The organism is Mesorhizobium sp. B264B1B (assembly GCF_020165765.1).
GTDB lineage: Bacteria > Pseudomonadota > Alphaproteobacteria > Rhizobiales > Rhizobiaceae > Mesorhizobium.
Genome location: NZ_JAIUIS010000013.1, coordinates 64,873 through 79,294, shown reverse-complemented (window position 1 = coordinate 79,294; position 14,422 = coordinate 64,873). Strand labels below are relative to the sequence as shown.

Sequence of the window (14,422 nt, the reverse complement as noted above, 5' to 3'; positions counted from 1 at the left end):
GGTCCTGCTATTCCCATCCCAGACACGTCAGGAACTCAGCGCGGGCGCGGATGATCCGCGGATCGAGGAACCGCTAGAAAGCTATCTTAAGTCCGAGCTTGGCGCCAATAGTGGAGCTATCCGACGACGCCTTACCACGGACTTCGCCGTTGACGGTCGTCAACTCCGAGACTTTCAGGTTGAACCCCGCCGATAGCGCCACGGAAAAATCCGCATCGTCGAAGGCGATCGTCCTGGTACCGATCTCGGTCGTGTTCTTGTAACCGAAACGCTGCTGCAATTCGCCACGCGCATAGGGGCTGAACACCATACCGTTGCTCAGCGTGTAATCGCCATAAATGCCAGGCTCGAACTTGATGGCGCCAAATGAAAGCCGGCTCTTGCCGAACTGATTGCCACCGCTGTCAGTGTAGGGATCGCCGCGGAATGAAACACCAAGCAGGCCGCCACGCAGATCGAAACGGGTGCGTTCGCCCAGCGCGAAGATGTGGCCGACAGATCCCGTGACCGCGTAGCCCTCGGTGTCATAGCTGCCGGTGGTGTCAAGCACCCCGTTCATCACGTCGCTTCGGCCGAAGAAACCGGAGGCCGAGACCAGCGCGTAATTGTAGTCCTTGCGCAACAGTGCGTAGCCGCCGAACAGTCCGGCCTTGTTGTTACCTTCCCCTATGGCATCAAATCCCTGGAAGGCCCCGAGATTGACGTCAGTCGAGGCGTAGCCGGCGAATACACCGATGTTCAGGCCATACTCATTGTCGAACTGGAAATGCTTGGCGGCATTGAAGTCCAGGCTGATGGCGGCCGAAAAATCATTGGCATCGAAGCTCGGGCCCGGGCCATTCAAGCCGCCGCCACTGATGTTATAGCCGTCATGCTCGGTATGAGCGAACTGGCCGGAAGCAAAGACCCCGAAGCTCGAAGAAACCGGTACCATTCCAGATCCGGATGCAGGCGAAAGGTGGAGGTCAGCATCGATCGCGTCGCGGTTTATGCCGTAGAGAGCGTCGAGTGCCACCTCGACCGCGCCCGCGTTGGTCGCGCTGGTCGGCGCCGCCGCAATGCCGAAACTGGCCGGCGTGGCACGCAGGAACAAGCCGCCATTCGGGCCGTTTACGATCTCATAGCTGAAAAGCGAACCCGGCGTGCCGGAAATACTTCCGAGACGGAAGGTGCCGGCAACCGGTCCGCTGGCCGAGACGATGATCGGGATATTGGTCACTTGGGCGAATTGGGGGGTGCCCAGCAGATTGACAATAATGGTGCTGGTGCCGGCAGCCGAAAACGCATTGGCAACGAGTTGATCCGACCGTAGCGTCTGTTGGTTGATGTCGAGGCCGATGGTGGCGCTGTTGAGGGCGAGGCCGCCGAGCATCAACACGTCGTCGGCGACACCGTCCATCATGTTGATCAGGGAATTTGTCGCGATGATCGAACCCGGCATAGTGACGTTGCCGTTGATGAACAGCGTTGAACCGTTACCGAGGTTGAGTTGGTTTATGCCCTGCGTGCCACCGCTGAAGCGAAGGGTCGAATGGTCGGCCGAAAAATTGTCGAAGCCGGCAAAGTTCTGGCTCTTGCCGCCGGCGGCAAGGTCGGTGTCGACGACTGTGCCGTTGGCGCCTGTACCGCTGAATAGCACCCCGTCGCTAAGGATGAGCGGCTCGACGGCGCCGATATGATCGATGGTTAGCGTGTTGGGTCCAAGGCCGGTAATGTCACCCTCGATCGTGCCACCCGACAAATGGACATGTTCGGCGTCGATGCCGCCCTTTATGTCGCCGCCGACGACCGAGACGCTGTCGAAGCCTAGGCCGCCGGTGATGTTGCCGCCTGTCGTGGCGCCTATGGTTCCGCCGTTGATGTTGACGGTGTCGTCGCCGTCATTGCCGAATATGCTGCCGCCAATGGTGGCGTTGCCAGCGACCATTATCGTGTCGTTTCCGGCAGCTCCGTCGAGGTCGAGGTCGACCGCGGCACTGCCGCTGACGCTGACCCGGTCATTGCCAGCCCCGGCATCCAGGGCATCAACTGTGCCCCCCGCAATGATGATGGTGTCATTGCCATCGCCCCCGGAGAGAACGCCGACGGTCGGCGCGCTGAAAAAAATTCCCTCCTCGGTAGTGAGGATGCCGATCGATAACAGGTCGTTACCTCTGCCGCCGGTCACATTGCCAACCTGTGTACCGTCGCCGAATATCACGGCGCTGTCGGCACCATCTCCAAGGTCAATGTCCTGAATACTGCCGGCCTGGATGACGACCAGGTCATCCCCGGCCCCGGTATTGAGATTGGCCGCGACGGTTGGGGCGTACGGAACCCCCAAGAAATCCCCATAGAACATCTCAAACCGGTCGTTGCCGCCGAGGAGTTCGATTGTACCGTCCGCCGGCTGCAAGGAGGTCGACCCTCCCGCAGGCAGGCCGCCTACACCGGGTGTTGTCGCCGCTTTATCGGTCAGGAGGCCGCCAAAAATTCTCACGACGTCGTCGCCATTGCCGTCGTAGTCGTTGACGATGACTTCCGACGAGTTCTCGAACCCGCTAAATCGGGTGGTGAATACGCCATCGACGTCCTGAAAATCCCCGGTCGTCGTGCAGTTCACGGTAACCGATGTCGCCTGGAAGGGAGTGCCGCCGCCGTTTGCAGTAGCGGAGCAGGCCGCCGCGCCAGAGACTTGGAACGTGGACGCCGCCGCTAAGGCGAGCAACGAGACTCCCGTCCATTGATAGGCCTCGCGCGACACTCTCATTCGACCCCACCTTACGAGAAATCGATACCGTCACAAATCAAGGCAATTAAATAGATCAACGATCCATCTCATGGGATCGTTGACTGCTTAACCGGCACTGTACGCGTCGCGTTGCTGGGCGGCAATGGTTTGGCGTTCGTTCTCAGGAGACTATAAGGCTATCTGTGGCGACAAGGACACTATCGTAAACTTAAATGAGCCTGTCAAAAGCAGTGGCCAAACTTCAAAGGCATCTTTAAAGATCAGAATAGGCCGCCGAAACAGTCAGATCTCCCGCATGTGCAATCTTGCGATGGTAGCTTGCCCATATTTCGCCACCACACTGCTCAACCCAGCGGTGACAGAACGAGAAATCGGTAGGGAGGTCCAGTTCCGGCGTCACAATCTTCGCAAATGGCGTCAGGAAATTCTCGAACTGAGCGGTGTACTTGCTCTTTCTGTAACGAGACCGGTCCACCGTCTCGGGTAACTTCTCGATTATGGCCGTCACGCAGTCGCGGGAGACCAGAAAGATGCCCGTGCCGCATGACGTTACCCGGACAAAGCCTTCTTGCTCTTGCCGAGGTTCGACGACGGTTCCGATGAACTCCAGGCTTTGCGCAAAGGCTTTGTCGAAGGGCAGTGTCGAGAGGGAATGGAGTTTGCGCAGATCGATCCGGCGCCGCGGATAAAGGGTGCCGACGACTTGCTTATCCAGCGCCAGCATCGCCGCGATAAGATCAGGTGAAAAGCCCATGTCACTGTCGATCATCAGAATGTGACTGCAATCCGGTTTATTGTAGTAGAAATTCGTGAGCAGATAGTTCCGCGAAAATGGAATATCCGTGTACTCGATTTCCGACAGCGTGAAGGCGTAGTTGGACAGGCTCTTATGAGTTAAGGCCGCGAACAGGCTGCGAACGAACACGCTTTTGTAGGCTGCTCCATAAACCGGCAGCGCAAGATTGATCTTGGTCGGCATCTTGTCCTCCACAGTCCAATGACTGATCGCATACAAATCCCTTTTCCCTATCTTTGACAGGATTCTTGGTATAAATTTTGGTGACCTTCGCCGGTATGAGGGCAGGCGCTCAGGCTGATTGTGGTTGCGTCGTGGTGCGTTGGGAAGTTGCTGGACCAAGATTGAGGCAGGCCGGAGCGAGCGTGCTGACATGACCCACTGCAACGGACTTCTGTTTCGTGTCCCACTGTTTCTCATTTTCCTGCTTCTTGGCTCAGCTGGTGCTCGCGCCGCGGTCGAGCCGACCGCGGCGCCGCAGCCACGCAACCGGCTAGCGATCGTCATCGGGAATTCGAACTATCAAAGCAGCCGACTTGAGCATCTCCCCAATGCCGCAAATGATGCCGCAAAGCTCTCAGAGAGCTTGAAGCGGCTAAATTTTGAGGTCCTGACGGGCACCGATCTTTCGACCCAAGATTTTTCCAGAATCTTTCGAGAAGCTGATGCAAGGCTGCCTACCGTCAGCGCAGTTTTGATTATCTACGCCGGTCATGGCGTGCAGTTGAACGGCGAAAACTACCTGCTCCCGGTCGATACGCCCGATCCTGAAAGCCTGGAAAAACTCACCGCCACGGCCATCAAGCTGAATGATGTGATCGCGCGGTTCGCGCGCCGCGACCGCCAGACGTTCATATTCCTGGACGCGTGCCGCAACAATCCGCTCGGTGCCGGTGCCGGCAATGGTCTGGCGCAAGTTGAAGTCGGTGAAAACACGTTCGTTGCCTTTGCCACCCAGCCAGGCAATGTCACGGCCGATGGCGGCGGCGAAAACAGCCCGTTCACCATTGCGCTGCTGAAGAATCTCGAGATCCCCGGGCTCAGCATTTCGGATATGATGATCCGCGTCCGCAACGAAACCGAAGCGTTGACGGTTGGCCGTCAAGTGCCGTGGGATCAATCGAACCTGCGTGAGCAGTTCTATTTCACGGAGCAACAGGTACTCGATCCGGGACAGTTGAGCGCAAGCCTTTCACGCATCCTTGCGGACCCCGCGGCAAAGAAGAGATTGCAAGTCGAGCTTGCCTCCAATGACCTGCAGACCGCCGTGCTAATCGTCGGACAGACGTTGCGGTCGGTCGAGATTCCGGCACCGTCCGCCAGTTCACCCGAGCCGGTTGGCACACAGGTCGCCAATCTGTCTCCGACCGAAAGGGTTGAGGACGCTCGCCAAAGCGTCGTCTCCGGTCTCGAAACGCTCATTGTCGGCGCATCCATGGGCGAGGCGGACAAAGACAAGACAGCCGATCTTGCGCGCAACGTTCAGACCGAACTTCGTCGCTTGGGTTGCTACCGGATGCAGATTGATGGAGATTGGGGCACGGGTTCAATCCGTGCTCTCACCGACTACTACAAGAATACCAAGCAAGTCGCGGCGACGACGGAGCCGAGCGTCGGACTGCTGGGCGATCTCTTTTTGCGCTCAGGCAGAATCTGCAAGCAGCCGGTCATCGTGAAGGCCAAGCCGGCTAAGATAGCGTCGGACGCCGCCCCTTCACGAAACGGCTCCGTACGGACGACTGCGAAACGCTCGCAGGCCGCCCCGAGACGTCCCGCGCCTCCCCCACCGGACATCAGTGGCGGCATAGGCATTGGTGGTGTGTTTTAGCGAGCCGGTCAGCAATGGGCCGCGCTCGAGTTCCAGATCAGGTGCTGCAGCCCAACAAGATGATCAAGCGTCACGGTAACGAGCGCCACGCTGGAATTCGAGGCGAAAAGCTGCGCGGATGATGAAACTGTCCGACCCCGGCCCCTGAGACGGGCGATCATATGCTGGCGTAATTATTCATTCATATTCGGTGGCTCAGTACAAGGTAGATAGCGGGGACTAACATCAACCAGCCCCCCATTCCCAACACTACCAAAATCGCCACGCGCTCGGTTCGCCTGACAAGGTCGGCAATGTTTTCCTCGTTCGTCAAAGAAACAGCGTCCAGTAGCGCAGGCGCATGATCATCGTTGTCATTTGCCGGTTGGTTTGCGTTGCCACTCTCATTGGTTCTCTGGATCGATGTCATTGTCTTTTGCTCACCAAACATACTGGAAATAGAGGGCCCGCCAGCCACCGAAGCGGCTTGCGGGCCCTATCAGCACAGGAAGGGACGTAGCTGTGCCGATCCACGACATGTCAGCCAAGGAATATGCCGATCACCAAAAATGTGACGGCTGCGGCGAAAGTTGGCGCGAGCAACCAACGCGCTTGGCCAATGCTTTTATCCATCTGCTTTCTCCTGATTTGGAGAAGCAACTAGCCTAGCCCTAAGCCGTTCCGCCTAGTCTCAAGAGATAAGACCATTGCGTTTTGTGATCGGCCTTTGGTCTGGTCAGGATTCCGACTGAAGCCTGATCGAGGAACGTTCGGCCTGCCGACGTGTTCAGTTGCCTGGCGCACAGAAGACTTGTGCTGTCGCCGGAACAACAGGAGAAAAACCATGAGGATCCCCCTTACCAGCACCGCTGCCGCGCTATTGCTTTTGGCCGGCGTCGGCGCAGTTGCGGCACAGGATGTTGTCATCACACCGGAACAGGACACCGTCGTGCGCAAATACGTGAAGAAGCAACCGCTGGCTTCCGTGAACCTTCTCGGACTTGAGCTGAATGTCGGCACGGCTCTGCCGGACACGGTCGAGCTCCATGAGGTCCCCAATGTCAAATACCGGTATGTGGTGATCGACAACCGCACGGTTTTGGTGGACCCGGGCACCCGCAAGATCGTCAAAGTCTACGACTGAGACCTAGAACGAACCCGACCTCCGCCATAGCTGGCGGCGGGTTGGGTATGTCAAATCGCCATTCGGACAGTTGAGATAAACTCCTGAAGTCGAGACGTCGCAACCCCCTCGTGGCGCGCCTGGTGGATCTCTAGAACACGCGCTCAACTCGACTTGGCACAAGGTACTTACTTCCTGGTGATCCAATCCAGCAAGCCAACTTCGACCTGATCGCACCCGGCGTATTCGAGTACCAGGGTCTTAGCCAGATCGCGCCATCGACATTTGGGCGCGTATGTTCCCAACACCAAATCTTTGAACACTGCCCGGAGAACATCGGCATCGAACGCTGAGATAGCGAAGGGAACCGGGTCTGCATCCTCCCAAGCTCGGGAGGTGTCATCGCCATGGCTTTGGCGCAGGCGTTTCAGAAGCTCGCGTGATGTCGCGAGCACGCGTCGGGAGTGATCAATATCGCGCGGAAATGCGGCGCGACGTGGCAGGAAGGTGGCTTCAATAGCCGCCCGCGCAATGTCCGTATGGGTATCGAGCATCGCTGCCTCCCTTAAGCAGTTATCGGGGCTGCACCTTCTTAGGTGCTGAGCTGCGAATCTCAGTCATCAGCCCTTGCTCTCGGAGCCGAGCTGTCTTCGCATCCCGTGCCGCCCGCTCGACCTCGATCGACTCGCGCGCAACATCCGAGGTGCGCTCTTTTCTCTCGTGCCTTTTTTGTCGGTGAACCGTTGCCTTCTCCGCATCGTCGCCCCGATCTGACGGTCCCGCGGTGTTGTCGCACAGAACGATTGTGGCCAGATGCGGGCGACCTGGGAGGTGTTTCACCTGCCGAGCCAGCAGCCGCTGCCGCTCGGGCTGCGACTGTTTTGCGAACCGTCTAAAAGGTTGGACATCATGGCCAAGCCAATCATCCACTTTGAAATAATAGGGCGTGATCCTGCGAACCTGCGCCGCTTTACGCGGAACTCTTCGGATGGGAATTCGAGATCGGCGGATCGGTCTCGCCGCTTGTTCCCGACGCAACTATGGCTTCCTTGCCCCGCCTCCGGGGCTCAATCGGTAGCAGGGGCGTTGGAGGCGGGAGAAATTTTGATCCGGATGTAGTCCCGCTTCTCGGACGTGGTGCGCTTTTCAGAGCCCCCTTTAGAAACTCAATTTCCAAGGCTTGCCGGCCTACCAGCCGCTCCGGCGCTGCGATCCGCGCCTCATAGGTCTGCATCGTGTCGGCCGCCGCCACGTCTTCGTCGAAGGAGCCGGCCTCGTATTTCTGAACCCAGATGCGGATCAGGTTACGCGGCAGTTCGTGCCGCTTGGCGAGACCATGCAGCGTCTCGCCGGACAGGAACTCCTGCACTACCTGACGTTTGAACTCGATGCTGTGCGTGCGATAAGCCACCATGGGCTTCCATCCTTCGAAAGCCCGGCTTCCAAGTCAATTCTGCTTGTTCATCCTGTCCGGTCCGAGGGGCGCACTCCACACATGGGTCTCATTTAGCCGGTATTTGCATCGTCATGACGCAGAGAAGCTCGAACAGGAGGGTGGCACCGGTTAGCGCGGTGACGCCCGAAGGATCGAGCGGCGGCGAGACTTCGACCAGATCGGCGCCGATGATGTCGACGCCGGCCAGCGCTCGGATCATCTTCTGGGCCTCGCGCGTCGTTATGCCGCCGATCTCCGGGGTGCCGGTGCCGGGGGCAAAAGACGGATCGAGCGCGTCGATGTCGAACGAGACGTAGGTCGGCGCGTCGCCGACGATCGAGCGCGCCTCGGCCATCACCGTGCCCACGCCGCGCTCCATGAATTCCTCGATGAAGATGATCCGGATGCCGGCCTCGCGGGCGAAATCGTAGTTTTCCACATCGGAGATCGCTCCTCGGATGCCGATCTGGACCATGCGCTTGGGATCGAGCAGGCCTTCCTCTACGGCACGGCGGAACGGGGTGCCGTGATTATAGCGGTTGCCGAAGAACTCGTCATAGGTATCGGAATGGGCATCGAAGTGAATGAGGCCGGCCGGTTCCTTGGCGATGCCGCGCAGGATGGGCAGCGTGATCAGATGATCGCCGCCGACGACTAGAGACCGGGCGCCGGAGTGGTGGACGTTTTCGAAGAAGGCGCTGATCGTGTCCAGCGAGCCGGGCAGGTCGAGCGGGTTTACAATCACGTCGCCGCAGTCGCCGGCACGCACCTGTTCGAAAGGCGAGACGCCCGTCACATGGTGGACGCGCCGCACCAGGCTGGATTGGTTGCGGATTTCGCGCGGTCCATGGCGCGCGCCCGGCCGGTTGGTGGTGCCGCCGTCGAAGGGGACGCCGATCAGCGCGATGTCGACCTGCTCGGGGGTAGCCATGGGCAGGCGCATGAAGGTTGAAGGGCCGGCAAAACGCGGAACGCTGCCGGAATCGAGTGGCTGGAAATTTGTAATGCTCATGGTCTTGTGTCCTGTTGGCGCATCGGGTCGCTTGACCGCGAGGCGCACTCCGAAGGTGGTGCTATTTCTGTTGGAAGTCGGACCTGTGGGCGTCGCGCCAGGCGTTCTGCTTGCCGGCGCGCTTGGCCGCGAGGCAGAACAGGGCCTCGGCCAGCAGCCGGCCGGCCAGGATGCTGGTGGTGCCGCTGGAAGCATCGAAATCCGGCGATACCTCCACGAGGTCGAACCCAGCAAAGCCGTCGCGGGCCACTATCCTTACGCCGCGAATGATCTCGCGCGAGGTAAGGCCGCCTGGTTCGGGGCTGTTGGTTGCCGGGGCAAAGGCTGGATCGACGCCGTCGATGTCGAGGCTGATATAGAGGCGCGCGCCGTCGGCACTGGCGATGGCGCGTGCGCGTTCGGCAACCGTTTCGATGCCGAGGCGCTCGACTTCCTCCATGGAAAACACAGTGATGCCGAGCTTGCGGTAAAGCGGGGTCCATTCGAGCAGGTTGCGGGGGCCGCGCGCGCCGATGACAACGATGCGGCGAGGGGCCACCTTGTCGAGTTCGGCAATGCGCAGCAGGGGCGAGGCGCGGGTGAGGCGGTCGCCGCCGAAGGATTCGCTGAGATCGAGATGGGTGTCGAAGACGATGAGCCCGACCGGGGTGTCGCCGGCATCGGAGACCGCGCGTACCGCCGGATAGCTGATGCCGTGATCGCCGCCGATGGTCAGCGGCACCGCCCCGTTGACCAGCACCGCGGCAAGCCGCGCTTCGAGGCGGGCGTAGCTGGCGGCATTGTCCCCCGGCACTACATCGATGTCGCCGGCATCGGCGACGGTGATATGGGCCAGCATGTCGAGGTCCCAGTCGAAGCTGTAGCTGCCGTAAAGAAGCGAGTATTTGCGGATTTCCTGCGGGGCGCGGCGGGTCGCGCCGCCGCGAAAGGTGGCGATGCCGTCATAGGGCATGCCCACCACCACAGCGTCGGCGGAAAGACCTGCCAGATCGCGCACATAGGGAAATGCCATGAAGGGTGGCACGTCGCCATACATGCGGGGAACACCTGCCGGGCTCAAACCTTCGCTCATGGTACGGTCCTCCGTCTTGTCGTGTCGATTGTGCCGCTGCCTACTGGCCGGCGGTGGGCTCGCTCTGGAACAGCATGTTGCGCTGTCTCCAAGTGTCGAGGAATTCACGCAAGCGCGGGCTTTGCGGATCGTTGAAGAGTTTGGCGGGCGGGCCCTGCTCGATCACCTTGCCGCGGTCCATGAAGACGACACGGTCGGCGACCTGGGCGGCAAAGCCCATCTCGTGCGTCACCACCACCATGGTGATGCCCTCGACGGCCAGTTGCTTCATCGTGTCGAGAACCTCGCCGACGAGCTGGGGATCGAGTGCGGAGGTCGGTTCGTCGAACAGGATCACATGCGGCTCCATCGCGACCGCCCGGGCGATGCCGACGCGCTGCTGCTGGCCGCCGGAAAGCTGCGAGGGGTAGCGCTCGGCGAAATCCGCGAGGCCGACCTTGGCCAGCGCACGGCGCCCGCTTTCCTTCGCCTTGGCCGCGGGAGCGCGCTTGGAAAGACGCAATCCCAGCGTCACGTTATCCAGCACTGTCATATGCGGCCATAGGTTGAAGTGCTGGAACACCATGCCGACGTTGCGGCGCACGGAATCGATGTTCTGGTCGCTTTCTCGTACCAGTCCTTCGGCACCGCGCTTGTAGCCGAGCAACCGGCCCTCGATCTCGATCTCGCCGCTCGTATATTCCTCGAGGAAGCTCGCGCAACGCAGCAACGTGCTCTTGCCCGACCCCGACGGTCCGATGATGCAGACGACCTCGGAGAGGTTGATGTCGAGCGAGATCCCGGACAGGGCCGCGAATGTGCCGAAATCCTTGGTCAGATTCCGGATCTTGATGACGGGCTCGGTGGTTTCAGTGGCCATCGTTTATTCCCAAATTGGTGGTTGAGCGGCCTAGAACCGCACCCGGCGCTCAACATATTTGCCGAGCTGCGCGACTGCCTCGACCAGCAGCCAGTACAGTAGGGCGGCGGCGAGATAAGGTTCGATGACCGCGTAGGTCTCGTTGACGAATTGCGTCGTGTTCTTGGTCAGCTCGGCAACGGTGATGATGGACAGCACCGCGGATTCCTTGATGAGGATGATGATCTGGTTGACCATCGGTGGCGTGATCATGACCAGCATCTGCGGCAGCTTGATATGGCGGATGATCTGCGTGCCTGAGAGCCCGGCCATGCGCGCCGCCTCGATCTGGCCTTTGGAGATCGACTGGAAACCGGAGCGGAAGATTTCGGCGAAATAGGCGGCACCATAGAAGCCGAGGCCGAAAACACCCACCGCTTCGGCACTCAGCCGGAGGCCTATGCTCGGGCCGCCATAATAGAGCACGAACAGCAGGATCAGGATCGGCAGGCCGCGCATGATCTCGATATAGGCACGAACGGCCCAGCGCAGTGGCGTGAACGGCGTGCTCTCGAGGCAGGCGAGCAACAGGCCGATCGCCAGTCCGAGGGCTGTGGCAAGTGCGCAGATCCAGGCCGTCGTCGCCAGGCCGGCCAGCATCAGCGGTCCGTATTGCACCCATAGGTCGAAGAATTGCGCCATGGCTCAGGCCCTCCGCGCCAGCCGTTGCTCGGCCATGCGGCCGATTAGCGACAGAAGGAAATTGATGACGATATAGATGACGGCGGCGGTGATGTAGATTTCGAACGGGCGATAGGTGGTCGCGACGATCTGCTGGCTTACCCGCATCAGTTCCGTCACCGCGATAACGGAGACCAGCGATGAGTTTTTCAGGATGCTGATGGTCTCATTGACCAGCGACGGGATGACGAGGCGCAATATCTGGGGCACGAGTATATGCTGGCGCCCCGCCCATTTGCGTATGCCTACCATGCGCGCCGCCTCCAGTTGCCCTGGTGGAATGGCCAAAAGTCCGCCGCGAAATATCTCGGCCTGGAAGGCGATCGTGTTCAGGGTCAGCGCGAGGATGGCCGCGAGGATGGGCGCTACATTGATGCCGATGAGCGGCAGCAGATAATAGATAATCAGCAACTGCACGAGGATGGGCGTGCCGCGCCACACGCTTTGATAGATGCGCGAAAAGTAGCGCAGCCACGTCTTCTTCGAGGTGACGCCGAAGCACAGGACGAGGCCGAGCGGCATGCCGAGGATGATGGCGACGCCCGACACCAGGATGGTCATGCCCGCGCCCCAGAGCATGATGGGCAGGTTGTTCTGGATGAGGGCGAACATTGCCAAGTCGTCAGACCTTATGGACTTGAGGCCAGGCTTGCAGCCTGTGCGTTGTTAGGCAGGCGAGGCTGGAAAGCCTCACCTTTATCCGGGCGTTGGATGCCGACTCGTCAGCTCTTGGGTTCGGGCAGAGCGTCCGTCGGCAGTTTCATGGTGAAGCCGAACCACTTTTCCTGAAGTTTGGCCATGGTTCCATCGGCGGCGAGCTTGCGGAACTGGTCATCGATGAAGTCGGCAAGCGCCTTGCTGTCGTCGTCCTTGCGGAAGGCCCAGCTGAAATAGGTCGGGTCCCCGAACGTTGTGCGGATGGTTTCGAAGACGTCGCCGCGCTGCGTCTGCAGGTAGAGCAGATTGGGCAGGGAATTCACGACGGCATCCGTGCGCCCGGCAGCGAGATCGGCATAGGCTTCATTGAAGTCGACATAGGTCTGGATGTTGGCGATCGGCGCTAGGCCTTTTGCCTTTAAATCCTCGGAAAAGGCCTCGGTGCCCTTGAGCTGTGCCGAGCCGGCCTGCGTGCCGACATTTTTGCCGCTCAGGTCTTCGGGCGTGTTCAAGGCGGTGTCGCCTTTGCGCTTGACGTAGGAGAACGACGCGTCGGCGATTGGCAGAGACAGCCTGTAGGTATCATAGCGCTGTTTGTTAACGGTGACGGACGTTATGATGGCATCGAACTTCTCCGTCTGCAAACCGGGCAGCAAGCCCTGGAACGGCAGGTCGAGCCGGTTCACCTTCACGTCCGGCAGCGCCTTCATGACTTCTTCGAAGAGGTCAACTCCGTAGCCTACGATCTTGCCGTTTTCGACATATTCGAACGGCGGGTAGCGGGCCTCGGACGCGATGGTGATTTCCCCCTTTGCCTTGATCCGATCCAGAAGATCGGAGGCGGTGGCAATGCTCGCCACGGCGAGCGAGAGCGACGCGGCCAACAGCGTCGAAGTGCACAGTTTCAAAGCGGATCGCATAACTTCCTCCAGTTTCGTATGTTCCCGTTTATTATGGATTATTTGGAGTCCGAGGCTTCTGTACGCGCTCAGGAATCTCGCATGCGTGACGAGCCTTAAACCTCCAGGTCGTCAGCCGGCTGCAATGCCGGCCCGATTGTTTGCTTCCCCAGTGGCATGACGGCACGGCACCATCTGGTAGGGCAGCATGGCAGGATTGAATCTTTGATAAACATGGAAGGAATAGACTATACATCGAAGTTGACGATGTAAGGCTGATACCCAACACCGTCTGAGAGGCTCAAGGAGGAGTGTCAGAATGCGTCTGTCGGTTGCCGACATTCGTGCGCTCAGGGTTTTCCGCTCGGTGGTCGAGCATGGCGGATTTACCGGAGCACAGCTTGCTTTGGCGATGAGCCAATCGACGATCAGTTTCCAAATCAACGCGTTGGAGGAACGGCTGGGGTTTTCGCTATGCCAACGCGGCAGGCGCGGCTTCGAACTGACCGATAGGGGCACCGCGGTCTATGAATATTCCCATTCGCTGACTTCAGCGCTGTCGGCGTTCGAGATGCAGCTGGGCGAACTGCGCTCCAAGGCGACGGGTGTGCTACGCGTCGGAATCGTCGATGCCACCGTTACCGATTCAGCCCTGGGCCTCGATGACGTCATTCATCAGTTCATCAAGAAAGCCAGCGAAGTCGATCTGCGCATCACCATCGGCTCGCCTGAACAGCTTATCGCGGAAACCGCCAAGGGTGGAATCGACTTCGCGATCTCCCCCCGCATCAAATTGCTGCCCGGCTATTCGCAGACCGAGTTCCATTATGAAATCAACTCGCTCTACTGCAGCGAGCGCCACCCGCTGTTTTCCCGCAAGCTGGTGACAAAGGCTGATGTGGAAGCATCGCAGATGGTGGTGCGCCCTTATGCCAACAAGTCGGAATTGCAGCATTTCCCCAACGCGCATGTCGGCGCCTATGCTTCGAATATAGAGGCGCAGGCGATGTATATCCTGAGCGGCCACTTCGTCGGCTATCTGCCGGATCACATGACCGTCACGTTTAGACAGAACAACCGGCTTAAGGCGCTGCTTATTCCCGAGGCGCAGATCCGCTCGCCCTTCGTCATCATCGCGCCAAAGCACAAGAAAGCCTCGCTGTCGCAGAGGATTTTTTTTCAGGAACTGCGCAAAAGGGTGGGGAGCGCCGAAAAATCGACCGGAAAAGGGCAAGCCGCCGACGCAAAAAACAAGATGCCCAAGGTACGCGGCATGTAAAAATTCCGTTATGCATTGATCCCGAAAAGCGA

13 protein-coding genes are annotated in these 14,422 nt (G+C 59.5%); 3 read left to right on the top strand and 10 right to left on the bottom strand.

The features are described from left to right. Positions 1-73: 73 nt before the first annotated feature. Positions 74-2,749 (bottom strand): autotransporter outer membrane beta-barrel domain-containing protein, encoded by a 2,676-nt coding sequence (locus tag LB547_RS24170; RefSeq protein ID WP_140762877.1) that lies wholly within the window; start codon positions 2,747-2,749, stop codon positions 74-76. 235 nt (positions 2,750-2,984) lie between these two features. Beyond that, positions 2,985-3,710, bottom strand: coding sequence for a hypothetical protein (locus LB547_RS24165; RefSeq protein WP_140498312.1), 726 nt, complete (start codon positions 3,708-3,710; stop codon positions 2,985-2,987). Between the two features lie 190 nt (positions 3,711-3,900). Between LB547_RS24165 and LB547_RS24160 the strand changes: the two genes are divergently transcribed. After that, positions 3,901-5,355, top strand: coding sequence for a caspase family protein (locus LB547_RS24160; protein ID WP_140498313.1), 1,455 nt, complete (start codon positions 3,901-3,903; stop codon positions 5,353-5,355). Between the two features lie 823 nt (positions 5,356-6,178). Then, a complete protein-coding gene (locus LB547_RS24155; RefSeq protein WP_140515085.1) occupies positions 6,179-6,478 on the top strand; it encodes a DUF1236 domain-containing protein in 300 nt (99 codons plus the stop codon). A gap of 167 nt (positions 6,479-6,645) precedes the next feature. Here the strand turns inward: LB547_RS24155 and LB547_RS24150 are convergent, their stop codons facing one another. The 8 genes from LB547_RS24150 to LB547_RS24115 form a co-directional block, all read right to left on the bottom strand. Beyond that, on the bottom strand, positions 6,646-7,011 hold the full coding sequence (locus LB547_RS24150) for a hypothetical protein (RefSeq protein ID WP_140524764.1): 366 nt from the start codon (positions 7,009-7,011) through the stop codon (positions 6,646-6,648). A gap of 416 nt (positions 7,012-7,427) precedes the next feature. Next, positions 7,428-7,871: a transposase gene (locus LB547_RS24145; protein ID WP_224655928.1), complete on the bottom strand. Its 444-nt coding sequence runs from the start codon at positions 7,869-7,871 to the stop codon at positions 7,428-7,430. Positions 7,872-7,959: 88 nt separating this feature from the next. Further along, positions 7,960-8,904, bottom strand: a complete 945-nt coding sequence (speB, locus tag LB547_RS24140; protein WP_140524765.1) for an agmatinase — start codon at positions 8,902-8,904, stop codon at positions 7,960-7,962. A gap of 61 nt (positions 8,905-8,965) precedes the next feature. Beyond that, entirely contained in the window at positions 8,966-9,976 is a 1,011-nt protein-coding gene (locus LB547_RS24135) for an agmatinase family protein (RefSeq protein ID WP_140498318.1), read from the bottom strand. A gap of 40 nt (positions 9,977-10,016) precedes the next feature. Further along, positions 10,017-10,835, bottom strand: a complete 819-nt coding sequence (locus LB547_RS24130; RefSeq protein ID WP_140498319.1) for an amino acid ABC transporter ATP-binding protein — start codon at positions 10,833-10,835, stop codon at positions 10,017-10,019. Between the two features lie 30 nt (positions 10,836-10,865). Next, positions 10,866-11,516: an amino acid ABC transporter permease gene (locus LB547_RS24125; protein ID WP_140498320.1), complete on the bottom strand. Its 651-nt coding sequence runs from the start codon at positions 11,514-11,516 to the stop codon at positions 10,866-10,868. 3 nt (positions 11,517-11,519) lie between these two features. Beyond that, positions 11,520-12,167 (bottom strand): amino acid ABC transporter permease, encoded by a 648-nt coding sequence (locus LB547_RS24120; protein ID WP_140557324.1) that lies wholly within the window; start codon positions 12,165-12,167, stop codon positions 11,520-11,522. 110 nt (positions 12,168-12,277) lie between these two features. Next, positions 12,278-13,132 carry a transporter substrate-binding domain-containing protein gene (locus tag LB547_RS24115; RefSeq protein ID WP_140656710.1) on the bottom strand — a complete coding sequence of 285 codons (855 nt, stop codon included), beginning with the start codon at positions 13,130-13,132 and terminating at the stop codon, positions 12,278-12,280. A 298-nt stretch (positions 13,133-13,430) separates the two neighbouring features. Between LB547_RS24115 and LB547_RS24110 the strand changes: the two genes are divergently transcribed. Further along, positions 13,431-14,390: a LysR family transcriptional regulator gene (locus LB547_RS24110; protein ID WP_140649846.1), complete on the top strand. Its 960-nt coding sequence runs from the start codon at positions 13,431-13,433 to the stop codon at positions 14,388-14,390. Positions 14,391-14,422 lie beyond the last annotated feature (32 nt).

Bases quoted from the DNA above. Each gene is read 5' to 3' on its own strand.
- LB547_RS24170 (WP_140762877.1), bottom strand. From the start codon at position 2,749: ATGAGAGTGTCGCGCGAGGCCTATCAATGGACGGGAGTCTCGTTGCTC.
- LB547_RS24125 (WP_140498320.1), bottom strand. From the start codon at position 11,516: ATGGCGCAATTCTTCGACCTATGGGTGCAATACGGACCGCTGATGCTG.
- LB547_RS24155 (WP_140515085.1), top strand. From the start codon at position 6,179: ATGAGGATCCCCCTTACCAGCACCGCTGCCGCGCTATTGCTTTTGGCC.
- LB547_RS24165 (WP_140498312.1), bottom strand. From the start codon at position 3,710: ATGCCGACCAAGATCAATCTTGCGCTGCCGGTTTATGGAGCAGCCTAC.
- LB547_RS24120 (WP_140557324.1), bottom strand. From the start codon at position 12,167: ATGTTCGCCCTCATCCAGAACAACCTGCCCATCATGCTCTGGGGCGCG.
- speB (WP_140524765.1), bottom strand. From the start codon at position 8,904: ATGAGCATTACAAATTTCCAGCCACTCGATTCCGGCAGCGTTCCGCGT.
- LB547_RS24150 (WP_140524764.1), bottom strand. From the start codon at position 7,011: ATGCTCGATACCCATACGGACATTGCGCGGGCGGCTATTGAAGCCACC.
- LB547_RS24110 (WP_140649846.1), top strand. From the start codon at position 13,431: ATGCGTCTGTCGGTTGCCGACATTCGTGCGCTCAGGGTTTTCCGCTCG.
- LB547_RS24115 (WP_140656710.1), bottom strand. From the start codon at position 13,132: ATGCGATCCGCTTTGAAACTGTGCACTTCGACGCTGTTGGCCGCGTCG.
- LB547_RS24160 (WP_140498313.1), top strand. From the start codon at position 3,901: ATGACCCACTGCAACGGACTTCTGTTTCGTGTCCCACTGTTTCTCATT.
- LB547_RS24145 (WP_224655928.1), bottom strand. From the start codon at position 7,871: ATGGTGGCTTATCGCACGCACAGCATCGAGTTCAAACGTCAGGTAGTG.
- LB547_RS24135 (WP_140498318.1), bottom strand. From the start codon at position 9,976: ATGAGCGAAGGTTTGAGCCCGGCAGGTGTTCCCCGCATGTATGGCGAC.
- LB547_RS24130 (WP_140498319.1), bottom strand. From the start codon at position 10,835: ATGGCCACTGAAACCACCGAGCCCGTCATCAAGATCCGGAATCTGACC.